The sequence below is a fragment of the Mesorhizobium sp. B2-1-3 genome, from assembly GCF_006442495.1.
Lineage (GTDB): Bacteria > Pseudomonadota > Alphaproteobacteria > Rhizobiales > Rhizobiaceae > Mesorhizobium.
The window spans coordinates 193,018-213,773 of record NZ_VFWL01000003.1 but is presented as its reverse complement, the minus strand read 5'-3'; the positions used below and the strand labels follow the sequence as shown (position 1 = coordinate 213,773).

Annotated in this window: 17 protein-coding genes and 4 pseudogenes; 13 read left to right on the top strand and 8 right to left on the bottom strand. The window is 61.7% G+C overall.

All coding sequences use genetic code 11. The features are described from left to right. Positions 1–241: 241 nt before the first annotated feature. Positions 242–1,342 (bottom strand): DNA polymerase IV, encoded by a 1,101-nt coding sequence (dinB, locus tag FJ973_RS08150; RefSeq protein ID WP_140523046.1) that lies wholly within the window; start codon positions 1,340–1,342, stop codon positions 242–244. 48 nt (positions 1,343–1,390) lie between these two features. Here dinB and FJ973_RS08145 point away from each other — a divergent pair. Continuing rightward, positions 1,391–1,577, top strand: a pseudogene (locus FJ973_RS08145) (hypothetical protein); the annotation flags it as partial. A 29-nt stretch (positions 1,578–1,606) separates the two neighbouring features. Here the strand turns inward: FJ973_RS08145 and FJ973_RS08140 are convergent. The 3 genes from FJ973_RS08140 to FJ973_RS08130 all read right to left on the bottom strand — a co-directional run bounded on the left by FJ973_RS08140 (position 1,607) and on the right by FJ973_RS08130 (position 5,557). Next, positions 1,607–3,313 (bottom strand): DNA polymerase/3'-5' exonuclease PolX, encoded by a 1,707-nt coding sequence (locus tag FJ973_RS08140; RefSeq protein ID WP_140523044.1) that lies wholly within the window; start codon positions 3,311–3,313, stop codon positions 1,607–1,609. A gap of 103 nt (positions 3,314–3,416) precedes the next feature. Continuing rightward, positions 3,417–5,318, bottom strand: a complete 1,902-nt coding sequence (ligD, locus tag FJ973_RS08135) for a DNA ligase D (RefSeq protein ID WP_224680367.1) — start codon at positions 5,316–5,318, stop codon at positions 3,417–3,419. A gap of 53 nt (positions 5,319–5,371) precedes the next feature. Further along, positions 5,372–5,557: a DUF3606 domain-containing protein gene (locus FJ973_RS08130; RefSeq protein WP_140523042.1), complete on the bottom strand. Its 186-nt coding sequence runs from the start codon at positions 5,555–5,557 to the stop codon at positions 5,372–5,374. A 617-nt stretch (positions 5,558–6,174) separates the two neighbouring features. On the opposite strand from FJ973_RS08130, the gene FJ973_RS08125 reads away from it, so the two are divergent. Continuing rightward, positions 6,175–6,501, top strand: a complete 327-nt coding sequence (locus tag FJ973_RS08125) for a DUF736 domain-containing protein (RefSeq protein WP_042643545.1) — start codon at positions 6,175–6,177, stop codon at positions 6,499–6,501. A gap of 69 nt (positions 6,502–6,570) precedes the next feature. On the opposite strand, the gene FJ973_RS08120 is transcribed toward FJ973_RS08125, so the two are convergent. Further along, positions 6,571–6,831: a helix-turn-helix transcriptional regulator gene (locus FJ973_RS08120; RefSeq protein WP_246675838.1), complete on the bottom strand. Its 261-nt coding sequence runs from the start codon at positions 6,829–6,831 to the stop codon at positions 6,571–6,573. 95 nt (positions 6,832–6,926) lie between these two features. Between FJ973_RS08120 and FJ973_RS08115 the strand changes: the two genes are divergently transcribed. The 7 genes from FJ973_RS08115 (at position 6,927) to FJ973_RS31275 (ending at position 12,403) form a co-directional block, all read left to right on the top strand. Further along, positions 6,927–7,607, top strand: a complete 681-nt coding sequence (locus FJ973_RS08115) for a hypothetical protein (RefSeq protein WP_224656331.1) — start codon at positions 6,927–6,929, stop codon at positions 7,605–7,607. 127 nt (positions 7,608–7,734) lie between these two features. Beyond that, positions 7,735–7,929, top strand: a complete 195-nt coding sequence (locus tag FJ973_RS08110; RefSeq protein ID WP_140523040.1) for a DUF6499 domain-containing protein — start codon at positions 7,735–7,737, stop codon at positions 7,927–7,929. A gap of 55 nt (positions 7,930–7,984) precedes the next feature. Next, positions 7,985–8,485, top strand: coding sequence for a DUF2285 domain-containing protein (locus FJ973_RS08105; protein WP_140523038.1), 501 nt, complete (start codon positions 7,985–7,987; stop codon positions 8,483–8,485). Positions 8,486–8,773: 288 nt separating this feature from the next. Then, positions 8,774–9,139: a nuclear transport factor 2 family protein gene (locus tag FJ973_RS08100; protein WP_140523036.1), complete on the top strand. Its 366-nt coding sequence runs from the start codon at positions 8,774–8,776 to the stop codon at positions 9,137–9,139. Between the two features lie 60 nt (positions 9,140–9,199). Further along, positions 9,200–9,814, top strand: a complete 615-nt coding sequence (locus tag FJ973_RS08095; RefSeq protein WP_140523034.1) for a 2-hydroxychromene-2-carboxylate isomerase — start codon at positions 9,200–9,202, stop codon at positions 9,812–9,814. A gap of 306 nt (positions 9,815–10,120) precedes the next feature. Beyond that, positions 10,121–11,056 carry an MFS transporter gene (locus FJ973_RS08090; RefSeq protein ID WP_246675836.1) on the top strand — a complete coding sequence of 312 codons (936 nt, stop codon included), beginning with the start codon at positions 10,121–10,123 and terminating at the stop codon, positions 11,054–11,056. A gap of 1,026 nt (positions 11,057–12,082) precedes the next feature. Further along, positions 12,083–12,403: a hypothetical protein gene (locus FJ973_RS31275; RefSeq protein ID WP_246672802.1), complete on the top strand. Its 321-nt coding sequence runs from the start codon at positions 12,083–12,085 to the stop codon at positions 12,401–12,403. Positions 12,404–12,973: 570 nt separating this feature from the next. Here FJ973_RS31275 and FJ973_RS08080 read toward each other — a convergent pair. Beyond that, positions 12,974–13,350 (bottom strand): annotated as a pseudogene (locus FJ973_RS08080) (VOC family protein). Between the two features lie 52 nt (positions 13,351–13,402). On the opposite strand from FJ973_RS08080, the gene chrA reads away from it, so the two are divergent. From chrA to FJ973_RS08065, 3 genes are all read left to right on the top strand, one after another. Then, entirely contained in the window at positions 13,403–14,629 is a 1,227-nt protein-coding gene (gene chrA, locus FJ973_RS08075; RefSeq protein WP_140555420.1) for a chromate efflux transporter, read from the top strand. 1,089 nt (positions 14,630–15,718) lie between these two features. Beyond that, the gene (locus FJ973_RS31270) at positions 15,719–16,600 is read left to right on the top strand and encodes a hypothetical protein (protein ID WP_224656336.1); all 882 of its coding nucleotides are present in this window, start codon (positions 15,719–15,721) and stop codon (positions 16,598–16,600) included. Beyond that, positions 16,512–16,910, top strand: a complete 399-nt coding sequence (locus FJ973_RS08065; RefSeq protein ID WP_224656334.1) for an invasion associated locus B family protein — start codon at positions 16,512–16,514, stop codon at positions 16,908–16,910. Before FJ973_RS31270 ends, FJ973_RS08065 begins: the two co-directional genes overlap by 89 nt. 658 nt (positions 16,911–17,568) lie before the next feature. Here the strand turns inward: FJ973_RS08065 and FJ973_RS08055 are convergent. Together FJ973_RS08055 and FJ973_RS08050 are read right to left on the bottom strand one after the other, a co-directional pair. After that, a pseudogene (locus FJ973_RS08055) lies at positions 17,569–18,705 on the bottom strand (IS91 family transposase); the annotation flags it as partial. Positions 18,706–18,707: 2 nt separating this feature from the next. Beyond that, positions 18,708–19,618, bottom strand: a pseudogene (locus tag FJ973_RS08050) (site-specific integrase). A gap of 549 nt (positions 19,619–20,167) precedes the next feature. Between FJ973_RS08050 and FJ973_RS08045 the strand changes: the two are divergent. Then, positions 20,168–20,494, top strand: coding sequence for a DUF736 domain-containing protein (locus FJ973_RS08045; protein WP_140523014.1), 327 nt, complete (start codon positions 20,168–20,170; stop codon positions 20,492–20,494). Positions 20,495–20,756: the final 262 nt, after the last annotated feature.

The following is a 20,756-nucleotide window of genomic DNA, read 5'->3' as shown; positions in this document are numbered from 1 at the left end:
TCTGTCACGCGGGGATCGCTCCCCGCTTCCAGAACAGGAGCCGGGAAAATGTCCCTCGTCGAAGCCAACGCCTTCGCCTTCAGCCTCGCCACCAGGCGCCGGCGACGGTACACTCACGGTCGTGCGGCCGACGAATATGAAGGAGAGGTTTCCCAGATCGTCCGCGACGATCGATCCACCCGAGCGATGATCCGGACAAGATGCGGCCGGACGTCCTTTCCGTCCTGGCCCCAGGGCAGTGCTAAAGCTCGAAGCGCAGTTGACGTTGATCCGGCGGCAACACATCGCCTAGGGAGGAAAGCGTGACGCCCAACAGGCGGATTCCCTTCCGCACCGGAAACACCGATTGAAGGAGATCGGCTGCGAGATGTTCGAAATCCGGAAGTTCGATCGGCACCGCCACCGTGCGGCTGCGCGTGATCTGCTGGAAGTCGGCGAACTTGATCTTCAGCGTGACGGTCCGGCCCCGAACGCCTTTGCCCTCACAGTAGCCCCGGACCTTGGCGACCAGCGGCTTGAGTTCGGCGATTGATGCATTGAGGTCGAATATGTCGACTGCGAACGTGTCCTCGGCGCCGATTGATTTGCGCGGCCGATCTGGTTCGACCTTGCGTTCGTCGATGGCGCGCGCGATTTGATAGTACCAGAGCCCCGCCTTTCCGAAATGCTGCTGCAGGAAAGGGAGCGACTTGCCCTTGAGATCGGCGCCGGTCTCAATTCCGAGCGCCTCCATCTTCGCGGCGGTCGCAGGACCGACACCATGAAATTTCTTGACCGGCAAACCCTCGACAAACGCCGGCCCATGGCGTGGCGTGATGACGAACTGGCCGTTCGGTTTGTTCTGGTCGGACGCCATCTTGGCGAGAAATTTGTTGTACGAGATTCCGGCGGAAGCGGTGAGACCGGTCACCATCAGGATCTTTGTCCTGATCGTCTCGGCGATCGTCGTGGCCGACGAAATATTGAGCCGGTTCTGCGTCACGTCGAGATAAGCCTCGTCGAGCGAGAGCGGTTCGATGAGATCGGTATGTTCGGCGAACACCTCGCGGATCTGAGCCGAGACTGCCCGGTAGACGTCAAAACGAGGCGGCACAAAGATGAGTTGGGGGCATTTGCGCTTTGCCGTGACCGAAGGCATGGCGGAGCGAACGCCGAAGGCGCGGGCCTCGTAGCTTGCGGCAGCCACCACGCCGCGGGCGGCCGCTCCACCGACGGCAAGCGGCTTGCCGCGGAGTTCTGGATTGTCGCGCTGTTCGACCGACGCGTAGAACGCATCCATGTCGACATGGATTATCTTGCGCGGGTCAGCGCCGCGGCAGGGGCCATTTGCCTGCAATGTCATTCCGCCAGGATATAAGCTTCGTGCTGCCGGATCCTACAATCTTCAGTTCCGGACATCGCCCCTTATCATGACCGTCAAATCGTCATTCAAGGATTGGGCCGCGTGGCTCGATCCGTCGGTCTCCGCCAAATCATTGACCAGACCGTTGCCGGCAGGGACATTGTCGGTCGAACAGCTCGGTCAGCTGGACCGTTGGCTCGATTCCAATATCATATACGCAGCGTGCACCTGTTGAAGGAGGCCGCACCAGACCAGCCAATTGAATTACAGCATAGCGTCCCTCGCCATCAGGCGTGGTCGACCGATCCTCTTGGATGCGCGCTTGCGCTTTTCCAGATAGGAAAGCAGAGCCGGCAGGCGCATCGCATTGAGGACTCGCTGCGCAGGGACGCCGCCCTTGCGCGACATCTCAACGCCCCAGTGCATGTGATCGAGCTCGCGAATTGAATGAGCATCCGGATTGACACTGAAGATGCAGCCGTATTCGAGTGCCTCCTGATGCCAGCGCCAGTCGAGATCGAGACGCCATGGATGTGCGTTGACTTCGACGGCGACGCCAAATTTGGCGCAGGCCCGAAGAACTTTGGCGATGTCGAGATCGTAGCCCGGGCGCCGCAACAGCTGGCGGCCTGTCATGTGGCCGATGATCGTCGTCCGGGGGTTGCCGATCGCCTCGATGATGCGCTCAGTCTGCTCCTTCCTGGGCAGTTTGAAGCGGCTGTGCACGCTGGCGACGACGAAGTCGAACTGCTCCAGGACATGATCCGGATAGTCGAGCGAGCCGTCCGCCAGAATGTCAGCCTCAATGCCTTTCAGGATACGGAATCTCCCACCATACCGCCGGTTCAACCGGTCGGCCTCGCGATGCTGTTCAGTTATCTCCTGCAGCGAAAGGCCACCCGCATAGTGAGCGGACTGCGAATGATCGGCGACACCATAATATTCGAACCCGCGCTTGCGCGTGGCTTCGGCCATCGTCTCGAGCGTCTCGGTGCCGTCGGACGCTGTCGTATGGGAGTGCAGGATGCCACACAGATCTTGGTCTCGAACAAGTGCGGGCAGCTCGTGGCTGGCCGCCCGTCTGATCTCATCCCTGCCTTCGCGCAGTTCGGGCTCGACGAACTGCAGGCCTATGGTCTCGTAGATATCCTCTTCTGTCGCTGAGGCGACCAGCTTTCGGCCGCGATAGAGCCCGTCACCCTTCAGGACAAATCCCTTGACGGCCGCGAGCGTCTTCAGCTGCTTGAGGTGATCTGCCGAACCGGTCGCGTCGAGGAGCCTGGCGCCAAAGTGCTTCTTGTCGGTGATGACAACCCGCAGGGTCGCATCCGCGAGCTCGGCCTGCTCCGTGCCTTGCGCTACCAGCGCGAAAGCGGAAACGAGCTCGCACCCGCGCCGGAAGTCACCGGCGATCTCGACGCGGGAGAACTCCGGATGTTCTTGCTGCAACGATGCCATTGCATGCTCCAGGAGAGCAGCAGCCTTGTGGAGATGAAGCTGCATCTGACCGCTTCGCGCGATAGCCAGGTTCTCCAGGATCTTCGTCTGAAGCGCGGCACCAAGCCCCTTGACCGGCCTGATGCGATCTTCCTTCGCCGCGGTTTTGAGCTCCGCCAGCGAACTCACGCCGAGCGCCTGGTGAAGCTTCAATATCTTGTCGGGCCGAAGACCAGGGATTGCAAACAGCTCCATCACGCCTGCCGGCACCTCTTCCCGCAGTTTGTCGAGGCTTGGGTGCGTGCCGGTCTGATGGAGCTTCGTCACGATGTCCGCGATGGCGTCCCCGATCCCCGGGATACTGGTGAGGGCGCCGGCGGCGATGATGCGATCAAGTGGTTGGGAGAGTGCCGCCAGGCTGTCAGCGGCACGTAGATACGCCTTTGCGCGATAGGGATTACCGCCGCGCAGGGATGTCCTATGCGCGTATTCCCTCAGAAGATTGGCGATGGTCCTCGTGTCGGTTTTTGCCATGGCTTCAGGCAAACGAGGCCGGTCTTGGCAGGTTCCAAAGAATCCTGGCGGGCCATGGCGCCGGGTTGGAAAAACGGCGTGGCTTCTCCTCTGCCCGCTGGCGCTACAGATGTGGCAGGGATTGATCAGCGCGCCCCCAGCCCGCCAGAGCCTTGGAAGCCGCTCGTTTCTTCAATTCGGGAGCGTCGCCGACATGGAAATGCGAGGGTGCATTGATGGTCTTCATCTCCGCCCAGGTGATCGGCGCCGCCACCGGAGCACTCGGCCGGGTTCTCGCGCTGTACGGCATGATCGCGGTCGCTCCGCGCTGGTTGCGCAGATAGTCTACGAATATGCGACCCTTGCGGCGGGCCTTCGACAACGCGGCGGTAAAATGGGCCGGATCGCTCTGGGCGACCGCCTGAGCCAGGCGGGACGCGAAATCCTTTACCTCCGGCCATTCTGCCTGTGGGGTCAGCGGAGCGATCACATGCACCCCCTTGCCGCCCGTCAGCATCGGGAAAGTCGTCAGTCCCAACGATTTGAGGATGTCGCGGAATTGAAAGGCAGCCGCGCGGACGGCTTCAAAATCCAAGCCCTCGTCCGGGTCCAGATCGAACACCAACCGGTCGGCCTTTTCGACGTCCTCGATGCGGGCTCCCCATCCATGCAGCTCAATCGTTCCCATCTGGACGCAGGTCATCAGCCCGTCGGCATCGTCCACATAGAGGTAAGGCTCCTCGTGTCCGTCCTTCTCGGTGATCCCGACGTGATGGACCTTGTCGCCAAAGCTGCCGGCGTCGTGTTTTTGGAAAAAGCACTTCTTCGCGCGGCCCTGCGGGCAGCGGACCAGACTGATCGGCCTGTTGCCGACCCACGGAAGCATGATGTCGGCGACCTCGGCGTAATGATCGGCTAGCTGTCCCTTGGTGATGTTGGATTCCGGGTAGATGACGCGGCCGCGATTGCTGATCGCAATCGTGCTGATTGCCGGTGACGGCAGGGTTGCTGTGCGGTGTTCCGTCTCGAGCACGACGGCCTCCGGCTTCTTGTCCTCGCGCAGGCCAAGATAGCTTGGATGACGCAGCGTTCCTTCGTTGGTCATCTCGGTAAAGGCGATCTCGGCTACAAGTTTGGGACGCAGCCAGTGGGCGCCGCGAACCTCCGCGCGCGGCGCCTCGACCGTGGCGGCTTTCTGCTCGAGCGGCGCCATGATCTTCATCAGCCGGGCCATCTCGGCGGTATCGAAACCGGTCCCGACCTTGCCGGCATAGCGCAGCTTTCCGCCATCATTGAAAACAAGAATCAGCGATCGAAACGCGCGATCCTTGTCTGACGGCGTCCAGCCGACGAGCACGAATTCCTGACGTTTGATGCACTTGATCTTCAGCCAGCTGCCGTCCCGGGCGCCGACATAGTCGGAATCCGCGAGCTTCGAGATTACCCCTTCCAGGCCGGCGTCGCAGAAGCGGTTCAGCAATTCCTCTCCACGGCCCTGGATATGATCGGAGTAGCGAAAGATGGGGTTCCTGGCCGGCAGAATTGCCTCCAGTTTCTTCTTGCGCTCCAGGAGCGGAAGCCTGGTCAGGTCTTCGCCATCGAGCTGCAGCAGGTCGAAGGCGAAATAGTCAATGCTCGCCGGAGCACCCTTCAATGCGTTCTGAAGCGCCTGGAAACTGGATCGTCCCTCGGTGTCGGTGACGACGGCCTCTCCATCGATGAGCGCCGAGCGAATCTTGAGCTTGCGTGCCTCGGACAGGATCGAGGGAAAACGGTCGGACCAGTCCAGACCGGAGCGCGTATAGGCGCGCGCCTCTCCGCCACCCACAGCGACGAGGATGCGGTAGCCATCGTATTTCATCTCGTGAATCCAGCGATCGCCGGGGGGAACTGTGTCCACCAGTTTTGCGAGCTGGACCGGCCGGAAGGCAGGTGGCGCGAGTTTGGCCGCGCGTCGCGAGGCTGGCTTCGTAGGGGGAGTTGAAGATCCTCTGATTGTGAGGCGACGCGACGCTGACTTGCTCACAGAATTTACTCTCACCAAACCGAATTGTCCGACGCGCCATTCCGGCGCGCGGCCTATTTCTTTAGTTTCTGCGCGGCGGCATTGAGCTTGTCGCGGTCGTTGCCGACCCGCTTTATCAGCGCCTCGGCCTGCTCTTTGCTGATGCCGTGCTTGCGGGCAAAGTAATTGACCTCGTAGCCTTCACCGCCGGAGACTTGCCGACGGTCGGCGGCGCCTCGCTTCGACTTGTTGTCTGCCATTATCGTCTTCCTTCTTGCCAGGGCGCGGAGTCACGGTGTCGACGTGTAACGCCTCGGGTCGTCTTGCGATCCTGAGCCGGGCAAGAAATTCGATTCACCTGAACTCCCGCCGTCTTGACCTTAATGTTGTCAATATGCAGACCCGGGATGTAGATGTCGCGGCTTGCGCAGTTCCTTGGGCGGCAGTTCGCGCGGATCGGGTCCCGAGCCGCCACTGCGGACGAGGTGGCGGTCGCCTCATGCCGACGTGATAAGGGCTTGATACAGCCCATGCCAAGCCGATCGAGAGACATCTTGGAGACCCGGTGGCTTGGTCTTCTAATCGCATGTGCCGCCATTTCCTCCCTCTTCATTTCACAGAGTGCACCAACGACCTCTCGAGCCGGCTGATCTGGCCGAAGGACGGCTGAAGCCTCGACCGCCTATGCCGCAAGGGCGCGTTGCGCGTTTCTTCCCCTGGGCAAAGCCCATTCCTCGCGGAACCAAGAAACGCGCGCCTCCGCCATCCTCCGCTTTTGCTGCGGTCGCAAGCGATGCGGCGGCGGTCGCCTCCGGCCCCGCGATCGCCATCGAGGCCGCATGGTGCGGGCTCGGAAACGAAGAAACGGAGACTGAAAATGGCTACCATCGGCACTTTCAAGAAGACCAATGCGAACGAGTTCACCGGCGAGATCGTCACCCTCAGCGTCCAGGCCAAGGGCGTGCGCATCGTCCCCGACACCCGGGCCAACGGCGAGAACGCTCCAAGCCACCGCGTGGTGGTCGGCAAGGCCGAAATCGGCGCCGCCTGGTCCAAGCGCTCCAACGAGGGCCGCGACTATCTCGGGCTCAAGCTCGACGATCCGAGCTTCACCGCCCCGATCTACGCCAACCTCTTCGCCGACGAGGAAGGCGAGGGCCACAGCCTCATCTGGTCCCGCCCCAACCGCCGCAACGGCGAGTAACTCTCAATCGAGCCCGTTCGACCCCGGTCGGACGGGCTTTCGCATTCGACGGTGGTCCAGAAATCGCGATCAGCTGCTCTTACGCAAGAGGATCCCATTGTTGGGAAGTACTTCAATGCCTGCTCTTTCAAGCGCATTCACGATCGCTAATATATTATTTGCAATCGGAGTCCGCGCGCCGCGTTCGAAATCAGCGATTGTCTGCCGTGCGACGGTGGCCGCGCGGGCCAGATCATCTTGGCTCCAACCCAACATTGCACGTGCGCCGCGGCACTGCTCGGCGCTGAAATTCGCCGCCTTGTCTCCAATATTATGACTGACCTCAATCAATTTGTATATTACCCCTGTCTCGAACTTGCGGTCGAAGAGGGTGCGCGAACACCCTTTTCGACCTGACCAAAGCCAAGCTGTGTGGAGCTCGGATCATGGCTGATTCCGACAATACCACGACTTTGCCTCCCGTCACGCTGGGACGGGAGAGGCAATCGCCATGCACCAAAGAACACCCTAAGCGTTCGGCCGACCATGCGGTCGTAGACCCGCCGTCGGCCGATCCAGCACTCGTCCTGTCCCTTGCCTGGATCGACGCTCATGTTGGAATGCTAGCCTCCTGTGTCAGGCAGCAGCAGGCCGAGGAGGGGCTCTTGGAGCGCGGCGCGCTCTTCTCCGTCGGCGAAGTCCCTGGGCGCGGGGAGGGCGCTGACGCCGACCGCTATCTCGATGCCCGGACGGCGGAGCAGAGCGAGGCTGAAAAGGCCGATGCCTTGTTGGATAAGATTGCAGTGACGTCTGCCCAATCGCTGGCGGGCGTTATCGCCAAGCTTGCAGTCATCGTTCGAGAAGCGGCTGACAACACAGACCTGTGCGAATTTCCGTTGCCCCACATCCGCTCGGCCCTGGCCGATCTGCGGCGCCTCACGCCTGAAGCGATAAACAGCGAGCCTGCCGGCTGGCCTGCAGGCGACCAGTCGATCGGCGCGCTGTTCGAGCAGTCTGCATCCTCTTTCGCCGCCTGGCGCGCCTTCAGCGCGTGGAGCCAGGGCGATGAGGAGGCCTATCGCGCCTGGACGGACACATTCAAGACACTGGAAGGGGCCAGCCAGTAGGCATCGCAAAGTCTCGGCCTGATGCTCGGCGCCGAGATCTCTCTCGTTCATTCGTCAATGACGGAATCCAAGGATTTCGCTCAACGCTGCGTCTCCGTATCAAATCCATGAGAAGGGAAGGATACGGATGAAGCCCGATACATCGCAGTGGTGTGACCCACAGGCATACGCGTTCGTTAAAGGCGCCGCGGCCGATGAGATTGCCTGGGAGTTCCTGCGACGAAATCCCCAGTATCAGCGGGACTTCGCGGCCTCCCGCTCGGCTAAAGCGATGCGTGCGCTGCGCAAGCGCTGGGGCTTGCAGTTTCGCCGCCAGGCCTGATCAGTCCGCGGTCGAGCAGCCGGTCTATTGGGCGCCTCAGATCGACCCTGGGGTCGTGAACCTGGTCGAGGTTCCGGCGGATATGCTCGCGCGGGAAGACAGCGCCCGCGATGTTCGGTTGGCCGCGGGAAAGCGTGACGAAGTCGGCCTTCACGTGCGATCTTCGCCGGCCGGCGTGCAGTTGGCGCTTCTCGGCGGCGCGCGACCAGGCGAGCCGCTGGCTGCCATAATTCCACTCGATGACATGGCGCATGACAGGCTACAGGCGATCGAGAGATTCGTCCGCTCGATCCACAGGCAACACCTTCCCGATGCCCGCTTGACCTCGGCCCAGCGGCGGCGTCTTGGCCATATGCTGCAGTGCCTTGACGGCCGTGAGGAGCAGGCATCTCATTTCGAAGTCGCGACGGCCTTGTTTGGTCGGAAGTTGGTCAGTGCCACTGACTGGCAGGACTCGCCTTTCCGCTACCAGACGTATCGCCTCGTGCGCGACGGCCTGAAGATGGTCGAGCGCGGCTACCGCCAATTGCTGCGCGCACGAAGGCGCCTCTCCTGAAGGGGGTCCGTCCGGCGCCTGGTCCACTTATGCGCTGTCGGCAGATTCTGGAGTGAACGGCTGCTCTTCGCCTTCAACTCCGACGTAGAGCCCGCCTTTGCGATATCCCATAAGCGCACCCGTGCGCGCGGTGTGAGATCGCATACTACCTGAAGCGGAGACCGACCCCCCGGGGTCACCGCGATAACGGCTAGGTGGGAAGATGGCCAGCGGCGGACCAGCATTGGAGAATTGTCGTACATCTAAGAAACCGCTAATATAGCAAACTGGCTTCCGGAGGGCCGTCCGATGTCGATTCACGAGGAACTGCAGGTTTTCTGGAATTCCTATGTGGCTGCCTATCGTGCTGGCGACGCCAAAACATGCGGCGCCATGTTTACGGCCGATGCCGAATTACTTTCGCCCTACGCGCCTCCTGCTCGGGGCCGGGATGCTATCGAAGCTCTCCATACAGCCTGGACGCACGGCCACGACGAGGCGCCTGAAAAGAAGATGACAGTGATACACGCGGGCAGATCTGGTGACCTGGCTTGGTGTCTGGCGACGTATACCGAGGGCCTGGAGGTTGGCAGCGGTACGTCTGTCAACGTCTTCGAGCAGCAGGCCGGCGGATCATGGCTGATACGGATGTGCAGCCTTAACAGCACCGACTGAGGCATAGGTTTGTTGCCGAGTTGGCTGAGTGTCGGCATCCATGGATGGGAGGCGACGGGAATGCAGCAACTCGACTTCTTCTATTTCTTCGGAAGCGGCTACTCGTATCTGTCCGTGATGCGCGTTGATGCGGTGTCAAAACGGTCGGGTGTTGCCGTTCGATGGCGGCCCTTCAATGTCCGCACCGTCATGGCCGAGAACAACATCGCCCTCCGCACCCAGGCGGCAAAGGTGAAGTACATGTGGCGCGATGTGGAGCGACGCGCGGCGACGCACGGGGTGCCTTATGTCAGGCCACCCATCTGGCCGACCGATCCGGACCTTGTGGCCAACCGAGTCGCCATGGTGGCGGCCGAAGAGGGCTGGTGCGAGGCTTATACCGTCGCAAGCTTCAGGGCGTGGTACCTAGAAGGCATGGATCTGGGTAGCCGTGCCCATCTGGAGCATGTGCTAGCCCCCCTCGGTCAAGATGTCGGTCGTGCGATTGCAAGGGCCGATGAGCCCGGTGCCCATGAGCGTCTCAAGGCTGAAACCGACGCGGCCCGCAACTACGGCATTTTCGGCTCTCCAGCGTTCGTCGTGGATGGCGAGACGTTTTGGGGTGACGACAGGCTCGAAGAGGCGCTTGCCTGGGCCGCTGGCCGACATGATCTGCAAGCGCTGAGACATCATTGATAGGACTGAGTGCGCCAGGCATTTGGTGAAAACCATGCGCGGATTGTCAGTCCCACGGGAGGACTCAAGTGCCAAGCCGCTGGACCATTCTTGCTGTCTTGTTTGTCGCTCGCACCGCCTTCGCATTTCAGTTCGGGAGCGTAGGGGCCGTCGCACCACAGCTTAGCCAAAGCGTCGATGCGAGCCTGGCCGACATCGGTATCCTTATAGGAGTTTACTTTGCGCCCGGCGTCCTGCTTGCTCTGCCCGGTGGCACGATCGGACGCCGCTATGGCGACAAGGCGACCGTCCTCGGGGCTCCTGGCGATGCTGGCCGGCGAATTGCTTATGACTACGTCGGCATTATGGAGCGTGCAGATCGCGGGCCGACTGATTGCGGGCACTGGCGGCATTCTCTTGAGCGTCCTGATGACCAAGATGGTGGCCGACTGGTTCACTGGTCGCGAAATCGCAACCGCGATGGCCATTTTCGTCAACTCGTGGCCGGTGGGCATCGCAATCTCGCTCATGCTCCTGCCATGGATCGGAGCGAGGTTCGGGCTTCATCTCGTCAACCTTGCCGTCGCGGGGTGGATTCTGATCGGCTTCGGCCTCATGGCTTTCGTCTACCGCGCGCCGGAGGCGGCGGTCTCTCTTGAAGGCGAACGAGGCAGTCTGACCTCGGAAACGGTCTATGCAGTCGTTGCCGCTAGCTCAATCTGGTGTCTCTACAATCTCGGTTTGTCGATGATCTTCAGTTTCGGGCCATCGATGCTGGTTGAGCGAGGATGGTCCATGGCTGCGGCTGGATCGACGATCAGCATCGTCCTCTGGCTCGCGGCGATTTCGGTTCCCTTTGGTGGCTTCCTCGCTGATCAGACCAAACGCGGCGAAGCCATCATTGTCGCAGGCAGCATCGCCTTTGCCCTGCTAACGGTTCTCCTGTCGCGAAGCGGCCACGTGCTTCCCATCGTCATTGCCGTCGGTGCCGTCTGCGGCCTCCCCGCCGGTGCGATCATGAGCCTTCCAGCACGTGTGCTCGAGCGGAAAACGCGGGCGATCGGAATGGGAATATTCTATACGGCTTTCTATGCCGGGAGCCCGGTTGGAGCGGCGATCGGCGGAAAGCTTTCCACCTCGATCGGCTCCGCCAGCGCCGCGCTGGACTTCGGGGCCGTCGTGCTCCTGGTTTGCCCAGCCATTCTGTGGTTCTTCCGCCGTATCGTTGCTGGCCAGAAGCGGCTGGCGCTTCCCTCGACGTAGAACGCGCAAGCAAACCTTGGTGATACCCCGGGACATGGTGTCGTTGCGTGGCACGGTAGTCATCAACGCTTTATTCTAGGCGTGGGTGTCGAAGCCAATCGTCCTGCTGCTTCTCTCGTCAGTGAGGGCCATTCGACGAGCGTCGGGACGTTGTCCGGTCGGCCACACTCGACCTGGGCTCAGATCGCTCCTCGGCGATACGGCTGGAATGAGGCGACCGCGGGTCACCCGTCCCAACCCCACAAGCATTCCCCGCTTGCGCCGGAGAGTCTCGGAGAGGTGATTCCAGAAGGTAGTCGGGATGCGGACCTCGGGTCCGATTCGAGAACCCGCGTGACACGATGCAGCGCGACGACCATGTCTCTTCGCTTTCAGCCGAAATGATGGGCAGCAATGCGCCCAATTCCGGCCGTTGAAGTTAGCGCTGCTGCTCACCAAAGCGGACTTGCACGGGGCGGGCGCGTTAGTTCAATTCCTGACCCGAAGCAGACATTGCGTTTCCCGCCAGAATCAGTTGAAATCGACAACAGATATTACCGCCTTCGGGCAATAATCTCGACCGGCCCAATCAGGCCGGCTGAAATACTTTCGCTCATGTTTCGGACCATCTGGGGCCGCCGCGCTCCCATGAGAGTTTGCACGCCCAGTACTGCCCGCCCCATGGCCACTTGGGCGCGCTGCCGTGCGAAGTACTCGAGCGCAGCATCACGCCGCTGGCGTTCCGACAAGATCTCGAACCCTGCCGCGGAAAGTGTGTCGCGGTACTGCTCTGGAGCGGCGATCGCGTTCGTATCTGCCGTACTCGCCCATGGCAGCGGATAAGACAGTTCGCCGGGTCCAGTGCGCATGACGTCGAAGACACCGAAACGCGCCCCGGGGCATAGGACCCGCGCAATGTCCGAAAAATAGTGCGCTCTTGTCGGCGATATTCATTCCGACATGCAACATGTATGCGGCAGTAAACGATCCATCTGGGAAGGGCAGCCGCAAAGCATCGCCCTGCTGCAACGAGACGCGCTCCCCTAGATGGAGCCAGCCGGAAAGGACATTGCCGGCTTCGACGTAGTCGCGAGTGAGATCGATGCCGGTGAGGTGGCAGCCATACTTCGCTGCGATCTGTCGCGCTGGTCCACCGAGGCCGCAGCCGATGTCGAGCACTCGATCCGCAGCGGTGAGCGCAAGTTGCCCTGCCAACTCTCCCGTGGCGGCGCGGCCGCCAATGTGAAACTCGTCTACGGGCGAGAGGTCCTCGGCGGTGACCGTGCTTTCGGTCTTCCCCATGGCGGCAAGACCATCGCGAATACCTGCGACCAGGCTGCCTCGCGCGTAGTGGTCAGCAATCTGTGAATGCGGCGCTGCTTCCATCATCATCGCCCCTTTGGTGCAGCCTCCGGATCATCTCCGCCTACGGACCGCTTGCGTCCGCGAATGGGTCTCCGAACTCTGTCGATCCGACGGTCATAGCATTTGCACTTCGTTCAAGCCATATTATGCCGGACGTTGAATCCAAATGTTTGGATGTCGCACACCTGCTTTGTTTTATTGCCGTCGCCGAGTAAGGCTACATTGCGCTCCCGCCGGAGCGGCCCGGCATGCAGCCCGTCTGTCAATAGGGAGGCGAGTTAGAAGTACAGCTCTTCCGCCACGGCGCACGCGGCTCCGAGTGACTAAGCGGGGGTTCCAAGTTTCCGACGATGCGCGTTCAACCCCATGCGCAGCTTGATGGTGCCGTATTCTGTTAGCCTGAGGAATGGGCGGCATTTAGGCCCGCCGCCTGGCCCTGAAAGCCTCGTGTCGGAAGACGGCGCCTATACACGCCGTCAGAACTCCGACCATGTCTACGGCCGCTTGCACCGATTCGGCCGTTCCGACGAGCTTCAAACCTCGGTCAGTTCCAAAAGCAAGGTTGAGAACCTGTCAGTGAGCGGCGGGCTGGAACAGTTCGATCACGTTCCCCGACGGTCTTCGAGCAGGATTTGCGAGCCACCGACTCCACTGATGACCTCATTGCGAAATGGCAACCCGGCGCCTTTCAGCCGTTCGACTTCCTCTTTCAGATCTTCGACAAGCAGCAGGATGCGGTTCCACCCGCCGGGCACTGGACGGCGACCGTCCGGCATCGGCCGTGCGCCGGAGCTTGCAGCGCCACTCAACATCAGCCGCAAGGGACCACGGGTCACCGACGCAAACGCTGGCCGTGCGTCCTGCTCGATGGTGAACCCAAGGTGCTGCGTGTGGAAGGCGACGGAGATTGCGACATCGTTGACAATGTACCGAACACTGGCTGGCGTCATTATGGATCACCTTTCAAACGACCCCCGGCAAGTTTATTAGAAGCGATTTCGTATGGGCAACGCAATGGACCAACAGCTAGGCGCGCCGATACGCGGGTCCGCAGGCGAAGTCTTTCGTGTATTCCTGAGGCTTGGCCTCACATCGTTTGGCGGACCCATCGCGCATCTCGGTTACTATCGCAACGAACTGGTGTTGCGTCGCAAATGGCTCGATGAGCAAGCGTATGGCGATCTCGTCGCCCTTTGCCAGTTTCTTCCTGGTCCGGCGTCCAGCCAGGTGGCCTTCGCCCTCGGCGTATTCAGAGGTGGTGGCCTGGCAGGTGGCCTTACAGCATGGCTCGCCTTCACCCTGCCATCGGCACTGATCATTGTGGCCTTCGCTTTTGGTGCGGCAGGGCTTCATGGCCCAGTCGCGGACGGCGTATTTCACGGGCTCAAGCTCGTGGCTGTTGCCGTGGTAGCACAAGCAATCTGGGGCATGGCGCGAACGCTAACGCCCGACAAGCAGCGCGCCGCCATTGCGATACTCGCGATTGCGGTTGTCGTCGTCGTCGGCGGGTCGTTCGCGCAAATAGCTTCGATCGTCCTTGGAACCCTCGCCGGGCTATGGCTTTGCCCTGGCGAGGAAACCAAGGTGCCTGGACATTTGAGTTTTCCCGTTTCGGCTCGCGGCGGCGCTGTTTCGCTAGCACTCTTTGCTGTCCTCCTTGTCGTTCCGTCGCTGACGGAACGGGCCACGGGTAGTCACGCTATCGCATTCTTTGACGCCTTCTACCGCTCTGGGGCCTTGGTATTCGGCGGAGGCCATGTGGTGCTGCCGCTGCTGCAAACGGAGGTCGTCAACACGGGCTGGGTGACGAACGAAGCCTTCCTGCAGGGCTATGGACTGGCGCAGGCAGTGCCGGGGCCGCTCTTCACGTTCGCTGCCTATCTGGGGAGCGTGGCAAGCCCCGTTCCAAACGGCCTGGCCGGCGCGGCGATCGCGCTTATCGCCATCTTCCTGCCCGGTACGCTGCTTGTTTACGGCATGTTGCCGTTTTGGGACGCCCTGCGCTCGCGTCCAGGCGCCCAGGCTGCGATGCGCGGTGCGAATGCGGCTGTGGTCGGCATCCTTGGGATGGCTCTCTACGATCCGGTATGGAAGAGCGCAGTCGTCACGCCAGGGGATTTTGCTCTGGCTGTAACCGGGTTCCTGCTTCTGGTCGTATGGCGGATGCCGTCGTGGGTTGTTGTGGCGTTGCTTGCCGCTGCTGGCGCGCTTCGCGCCGCGATGATTTGACAATGGCCTTTGCGATGGCGCGCCTGAATCCTGGCGTCGGCGAAGCAGCCGCGGACATTTGGCTGCATTCCCGTGAACCACAGACCCGGCCGCGTCGGATCATGATCGCCGCCGTTAAAAAGCGGAACGCCCTGCCGTCCAGAACGCCAAGCTTGCCCACCATCGATTCGAGGCCCGTACTATAGCCGTCGCCGCGATCACGATGTCGGGACCGATCAGATTGCGGTTAGCCAGGATCACGCCCCGAGGGGTACCCGCGTTTCTCCGGTGGCCAATCATGGCCGAAGGAGAAACGGAATGGGACACTCGTATTACAACCTCGCCGCCTCCGATCGCTGCGCATGGAATGCAGGATCGTGCTCCCCAAAGCTTATTTTTCGCGAGCGGACCACTCGGCGGTCGCCGGCGGTTCCTAGAGATCAGTCACTTCAGCGCAGAGATGCAGCGCTCCAGGCGTTGAAGTCGCAACTTGCGGGAATGGATGTGATAGCCGAGCTCCGCGAGCCTTCTTAGTTTGAATGACTCTCTTTCCGTAAGTAGTTCCATTTCGAACTGGGCGATTTGCTTTCTGAGCTGTTGAGCGTCAGCAAGCCGCAGTTCCCGAATCCAGCCTCGGCCCCGCATTCCCATGCACTCCGAATAGTCTGGTCACAAGGCTCCGAGGCCGCTGCTGCTCTGTGGAAGATCGATTGGGCGAAGTTCGGGATTTTTCAATGTTCCGTCACCATCATCAAGGTTGTGGCCCGCGCACCCAGCGAACCGCAGTGCATCCCCGCGACCCGATATGCGCCCCCGTGAGTGCATGGCAACCCTTCGAGCTCACTTTTTTGCGGTTGGGGTCTGGTCAATGACAAGCCGCTCAACTCTGGTCCACAACCGCTGCGGGTGTGGCACACGACCCTTGTTCCATTGTTGAGTTGAATCAAAAGCGAATGATCGGGAACCGGTTCATTCGGGGGATAGTTTACATTCCAGGGACGTCTGACGGCGCTCACTAAGGTGAATGGGAGTGTTCGTCTTCTAAATTAGGATTCACTAATTGAAACGTGAATGTCTTCCTGCCTCGCGCTGTGACACAGGCCGACTGATATGACTTCTTCTGAGCACGATCTGGATGCCGGCTTCGATCCACCCGAACTGGACTTGCAATCTGTTTCTTCGACAACCGATGAGCGGACGATAGCGACTCAGCGGGGCAGGGCGTCTTGTTCCGTCATGGCACCTGGTCTACACACCTTCGAGGCAAGTGATCACGTTGTCTATGTCGGTCTCGAGGCCGCACCAGGCGTGTGTGCCTCCCTCGGGGGAGCCAAGGCTGAGCGCTACGACGCGGCGGCAGGGAGCATCATCGTCAAGCCGGCACATCTTGAAGCTCGCTTGCGGCTGTCGAAGGCGCGGGAGAGCGCAATTATCGTCTACCCGGACGACAGCCTGAAGGAACTGGCCAGGCAGCAATTCGGCCCGGTGGAGACGGAGTTGATGCCTCCGCCCCTTGGCACGCGGGACTTTAATGCGTTGCGCATCGCCAAACTGCTCAAGGCGGAGCTTACGAAGAAGGAGGGCGTCAGCCACGTCCATATCGAGCAGCTGATCGCAATCATGGGCATTCACGTGCTTTACGCCTATGCCTCACGAACCAGCCGACCGGAGCAGTTCAAGGGCGGCCTTTCCAGGCAGTCCGCGCGAAAGCTGCAGGAGTTCCTGAGCATAAATCTCACCCGCAAGAAAGGTGATCGAATTGCGCATGTGGAAATTCCCGCTGGCCAGTGCAGCGGCGACGCTCGGCTTGATGGTGATGGGCACCGCGGCTTTGTCTCAAGATGTGACTTCAAAGCTGCCAGGCGGCGCGACTTCGCTCCAGGAAAGCTATCAAGACTGGAGCCTGACCTGTCAAAGCAGCACATCAACGGTAACGTGCGGTGTCTCCCAGCAACAGACGCAGCAGAACGGCCAGCGGGTCCTGGCTGTTGAGCTTAGGCGAAACAGCGACGCCACGCTCGCGGGCAATGTCGTGCTTCCGTTTGGGCTTATGCTCGACGCCGGCGCCGCATTGCAGATCGATGACAGCCAGCCCCTTGAGGCGCTGCGCTTCTCAACCTGCTTGCCGGCCGGCTGCATCGTGCCGCTCACCCTCGATGAAGGAACAGTAGCCGCATTGCGGGCGGGTTCGGTGCTGAAGATCAAGGTCAGAAGCACCGACCAGAAGGACATCGCTTTGTCCGTATCTTGCTGGAGCGTGAGACAGACAGCTGGTGGGCTGATCGGGAAGCCGCGCTACTGAAGGCCCCCGAGGAATGGTCCAGTGCTGTAATTATGATATTAAGATATTGGCTCGACGCGCTACGTCATCGGGATTGAAGCGAGAGGAGCTTAAACCCGCGCGGTTGGCTTACCTTGGGAGAATCTACAGGGCGCGCGTGGGATTTCGACAGCCCTAGACGTAAAGGCTGCTCCCGGCGAGCGGACCTATTCTCTTCAATTTCTCGATTTCGCTGTTCGCGTTCGGATCAGTTCAGCTGAGGCGCACAGACCTCCTGTTAAGTCCGCTTCTGATGATCTGAGCCTAGAAGCCAGCCGTCCGATTCCGTGAAGAGTTTCGGGCGCCGGCAGGCGTACGAAAGTCTCCGAAGAAGGAACCCTCGAGCCACAGGCGAGGGGTTATGGGGATTTCGATTTTTGGCTGGTGTCGGGGATAGCGCGACCGCCGGCGAGAAGCGGCGGGATTGATGCACGGACCGCCTTGTCTTCCGGCCGTGCGGCCTCCTCGGCTCGGCGTGCGGTCGGACTTAGCCCTGTCGAGGCCGATGATCTCCATGGACGCGCGTGGGTTCGTCGCCGGAGGCTGAGCGCCTGTGGCTGAAGGCTGGACTTCGCCATGCCGCGTCATGGGACGCTCTCCCGGTTCGTCGCCGACGCGTCCGGCGGCCCGCGCGGCTGCCTCCACGTTCGAACACGTCGATGATGATCATCCGTCCGCCGCAGCACGGGCATGGCGGGCGGAAGTCAGTCGGTTCTTCCGGAGTGCCGTCTTCGGGCAGCGGCGCGACGCTCAACAGTTTGCGCGCGAGTGCGAGGCTGGCTTTGTGGGAGCCGCCGGCGAGCAGGTCGTAGTGCCGGATGCGGTGGAAGCCACGCGGCAGGATGTGGAGCAGGAATCGGCGGATGAACTCGTCGGTGGCGAGCGTCATGATCTGCTGCCGGTCTGTGCCGTCGCGACGATAGTCCTTGTAGCGGAACGTGACCTCGGCCTCATCGAATCGGATGAGGCGGCGGTTCGAGATCGCAAAGCGGTGGGTGTAGCGGGACAGATAGGCAAGTACGGCTTGAGGCCCGGCGAAGGGCGCCTTGGCATAAACCACCCAGCGCTTCTTCCGGACCGGCGCCAGGTGCCGCAGGAATGCTCGCCGGTCGGTGAAGTGCGCCATCGATCCGAAGAAGGTGAGCCGGCCGGCATCGTGCAGCGCAACCAACCGAGAGAGGAACAGGCGGCGGAACAGCTTGCCGAGCACGCGCACCGGCAGCAGGAAGGCCGGGCGCGACGATATCCACCGGCTTCCGTCTGGCGCGATGCCGCCGCCCGGCACGATCATGTGCACATGCGGATGGTGCGACATTTCCGAGCCCCAAGTTTGAAGGACGGCGGTGATGCCGATGCGCGCGCCGAGATGCTTCGGATCCGCAGCGATCGTCAGCATCGTCTCCGATGCCGCCTTGAACAGCAGGTCGTCGACCGCCGCCTTGTTGTGGAAGGCGATGTCGGCGACCTCGGCCGGCAGCGTGAACACGACGTGGAAGTAGCCGACCGGCAGCAGGTCGGCCTCGCGCTCGGCAAGCCATGTCCGCGCCGCGGCACCCTGGCACTTCGGACAGTGCCGGTTGCGGCAGGAGTTGTAGGCGATGCGCCACTGGCCGCAGTCCTCGCAGGCCTCCACGTGACCGCCAAGGGCGGCGGTGCGGCAGTGCTCGATCGCCGACATGACCTTGAGTTGCTGCAGTGTCAGATGCCCTGCATGGACGGCCCGGTAGGCGGGCCCGGCAGTGCGGAAGATGTCGGCAACCTCAATCGAGGCGCGCACGCTCAGCCGTCGGGCGAGATCTCTTCCAGCTTGAAGAGGCCAAGCTTGTCGAGCGGGCTCGTGACGGTGCGCACCGTGAGGGTTGCAACCTTGGTGTAGAAGGCGGTGCTATTTAGCTTGGCGCGCCCGAGCAAGACCTGGATGATCCGGAATGTCGGTGCCGTCCTCCAGCAGGTGGGTGGCGAAGCTGTGACGCAGCATGTGCGGCCCGACCCGCTTGGCGATGTCGGCCGCCTGCGCTGCCTCGACGACCACGCGATAGAGCTGCCGCGTGCTGATGGGCTTCATCGCATGCTGCCCAGGAAACAGCCAGCCGTCGCGATGCATCACCCCCCTGCTGGCGTCCGCCCTTCCACCACTGGCGCAGCAACAAGAGCAGGTCTTGCGACAGCATGGCGTTGCGGTATCGCCCGTCCTTGCCGCGCTCGACGCGCAACAGCATGCGCTGGCTGTCGATGTCAGCAACCTTCAGCGTCGCCACCGCCGCCACGCGCAGGCCCGCGCCATAAGCGACCGACAGCGCGGCCTGGTGCTTGAGGCAGGTGGTGGCGTTGAGTAGCCGGGCGACCTCGTCGCGGCTCAGCACCACCGGCAGCTTGCGCGGGTGCGCCAGACGAACGAGCTTGCGCGCCAGATCGGGGCGATCGACCGTATGTGTGAAGAAGAAGCGCAGCGCCGACACGATGCTGTTCATCGTCGGCACGGGAACGCCGTCGTCCTGCTGCTCGATCTGGAATCGGCGCAGGTCGTCAGTGGTCGCTGTATCCGGCGACCGGCCGAGGAACGTCGCCAGGCGTCCGATGTCGCGGAGATAGTTGCGCTGCGTCTCCTGTGAGAAACGCCGCATATTCATGTCGTCGATCAGCCGCTGACGAACTGGACTGATAGGTGCATCAAGAACAGGACAGGGCATGGTCAGGCTCCTTGTTGAAGAAGCCTGTGATGCTCTGCCGCTGCCGAACCACCCTCAAATGCGAGCGCGACGTCCGGTTCGTGATCTCTACCTCATCCCAGCGCGCCCATCCCGCGCAGCGGGTTCGTTCTTCGGCCCAAACAGGACATTCGCAGTGTGCCGTCGCGTGCGCTTGGCACAACGGGGCAAGCCTTTGATGCGGGTCAACATTGTGGGCGGACCTCCTGGCCAACCAATCCGCTTCGTCGCCGAGCTACCGATGCCGCGATTGCCTCCCTCCTTCATTTCGCAGAGCGCACCAACGACCTCTCGAGCCGGCTGATCTGGCCGAAGGACGGCTGAAGCCTCGACCGCCTATGCCGCAAGGGCGCGTTGCGCGTTTCTTCCCCTGGGCAAAGCCCATTCCTCGCGGAACCAAGAAACGCGCGCCTCCGCCATCCTCCGCTTTTGCTGCGGTCGCAAGCGATGCGGCGGCGGTCGCCTCCGGCCCTGTGATCGCTATCGAGGCCGCATGGTGCGGGCTCGGAAACGAAGAAACGGAGACTGAAAATGGCTACCATCGGCACTTTCAAGAAGACCAATGCGAACGAGTTCACCGGCGAGATCATCACCCTCAGCGTCCAGGCCAAGGGCGTGCGCATCGTCCCCGACACCCGGGCCAGCGGCGAGAACGCTGCAAGCCACCGCGTGGTGGTCGGCAAGGCCGAAATCGGCGCCGCCTGGTCCAAGCGCTCCAACGAGGGCCGCGACTATCTCGGGCTCAAGCTCGACGATCCGAGCTTCACCGCCCCGATCTACGCCAACCTCTTCGCCGACGAGGAAGGCGAGGGCCATAGCCTCATCTGGTCCCGCCCCAACCGCCGCAACGGCGAGTGAACTGGCAGACGCCTCGCCCGGTGTCGGGCGAGGCGCCTTCTGCCGGTGCCGCGGAAGCTTTCCGCGCCGCCGGCTGCCATTACCGGCTTCCTGTCGTCTGATGCGCGACGCCGTGGAGATGGTCGAGCGCGGCTGTTCTCAATGGCTGCGCGCCGGCGCCACTGCCTGAAGGCCTCTTGGCGGTGCGAAATAGCGCCCCTCAATTGCGCACCTGATCACCGTCTCCACACTCTTCCATCCTGGCCATCGATCGCCGTTCAAT

Bases quoted from the DNA above. Each gene is read 5' to 3' on its own strand.
- dinB (WP_140523046.1), bottom strand. From the start codon at position 1,342: ATGACATTGCAGGCAAATGGCCCCTGCCGCGGCGCTGACCCGCGCAAG.
- FJ973_RS31270 (WP_224656336.1), top strand. From the start codon at position 15,719: ATGACTTCTTCTGAGCACGATCTGGATGCCGGCTTCGATCCACCCGAA.
- FJ973_RS08140 (WP_140523044.1), bottom strand. From the start codon at position 3,313: ATGGCAAAAACCGACACGAGGACCATCGCCAATCTTCTGAGGGAATAC.
- FJ973_RS08110 (WP_140523040.1), top strand. From the start codon at position 7,735: ATGAAGCCCGATACATCGCAGTGGTGTGACCCACAGGCATACGCGTTC.
- FJ973_RS08115 (WP_224656331.1), top strand. From the start codon at position 6,927: ATGGCTGATTCCGACAATACCACGACTTTGCCTCCCGTCACGCTGGGA.
- FJ973_RS31275 (WP_246672802.1), top strand. From the start codon at position 12,083: ATGGAGCCAGCCGGAAAGGACATTGCCGGCTTCGACGTAGTCGCGAGT.
- FJ973_RS08130 (WP_140523042.1), bottom strand. From the start codon at position 5,557: ATGGCAGACAACAAGTCGAAGCGAGGCGCCGCCGACCGTCGGCAAGTC.
- FJ973_RS08125 (WP_042643545.1), top strand. From the start codon at position 6,175: ATGGCTACCATCGGCACTTTCAAGAAGACCAATGCGAACGAGTTCACC.
- chrA (WP_140555420.1), top strand. From the start codon at position 13,403: ATGGGCAACGCAATGGACCAACAGCTAGGCGCGCCGATACGCGGGTCC.
- FJ973_RS08090 (WP_246675836.1), top strand. From the start codon at position 10,121: ATGCTGGCCGGCGAATTGCTTATGACTACGTCGGCATTATGGAGCGTG.
- FJ973_RS08095 (WP_140523034.1), top strand. From the start codon at position 9,200: ATGCAGCAACTCGACTTCTTCTATTTCTTCGGAAGCGGCTACTCGTAT.
- FJ973_RS08045 (WP_140523014.1), top strand. From the start codon at position 20,168: ATGGCTACCATCGGCACTTTCAAGAAGACCAATGCGAACGAGTTCACC.
- FJ973_RS08100 (WP_140523036.1), top strand. From the start codon at position 8,774: ATGTCGATTCACGAGGAACTGCAGGTTTTCTGGAATTCCTATGTGGCT.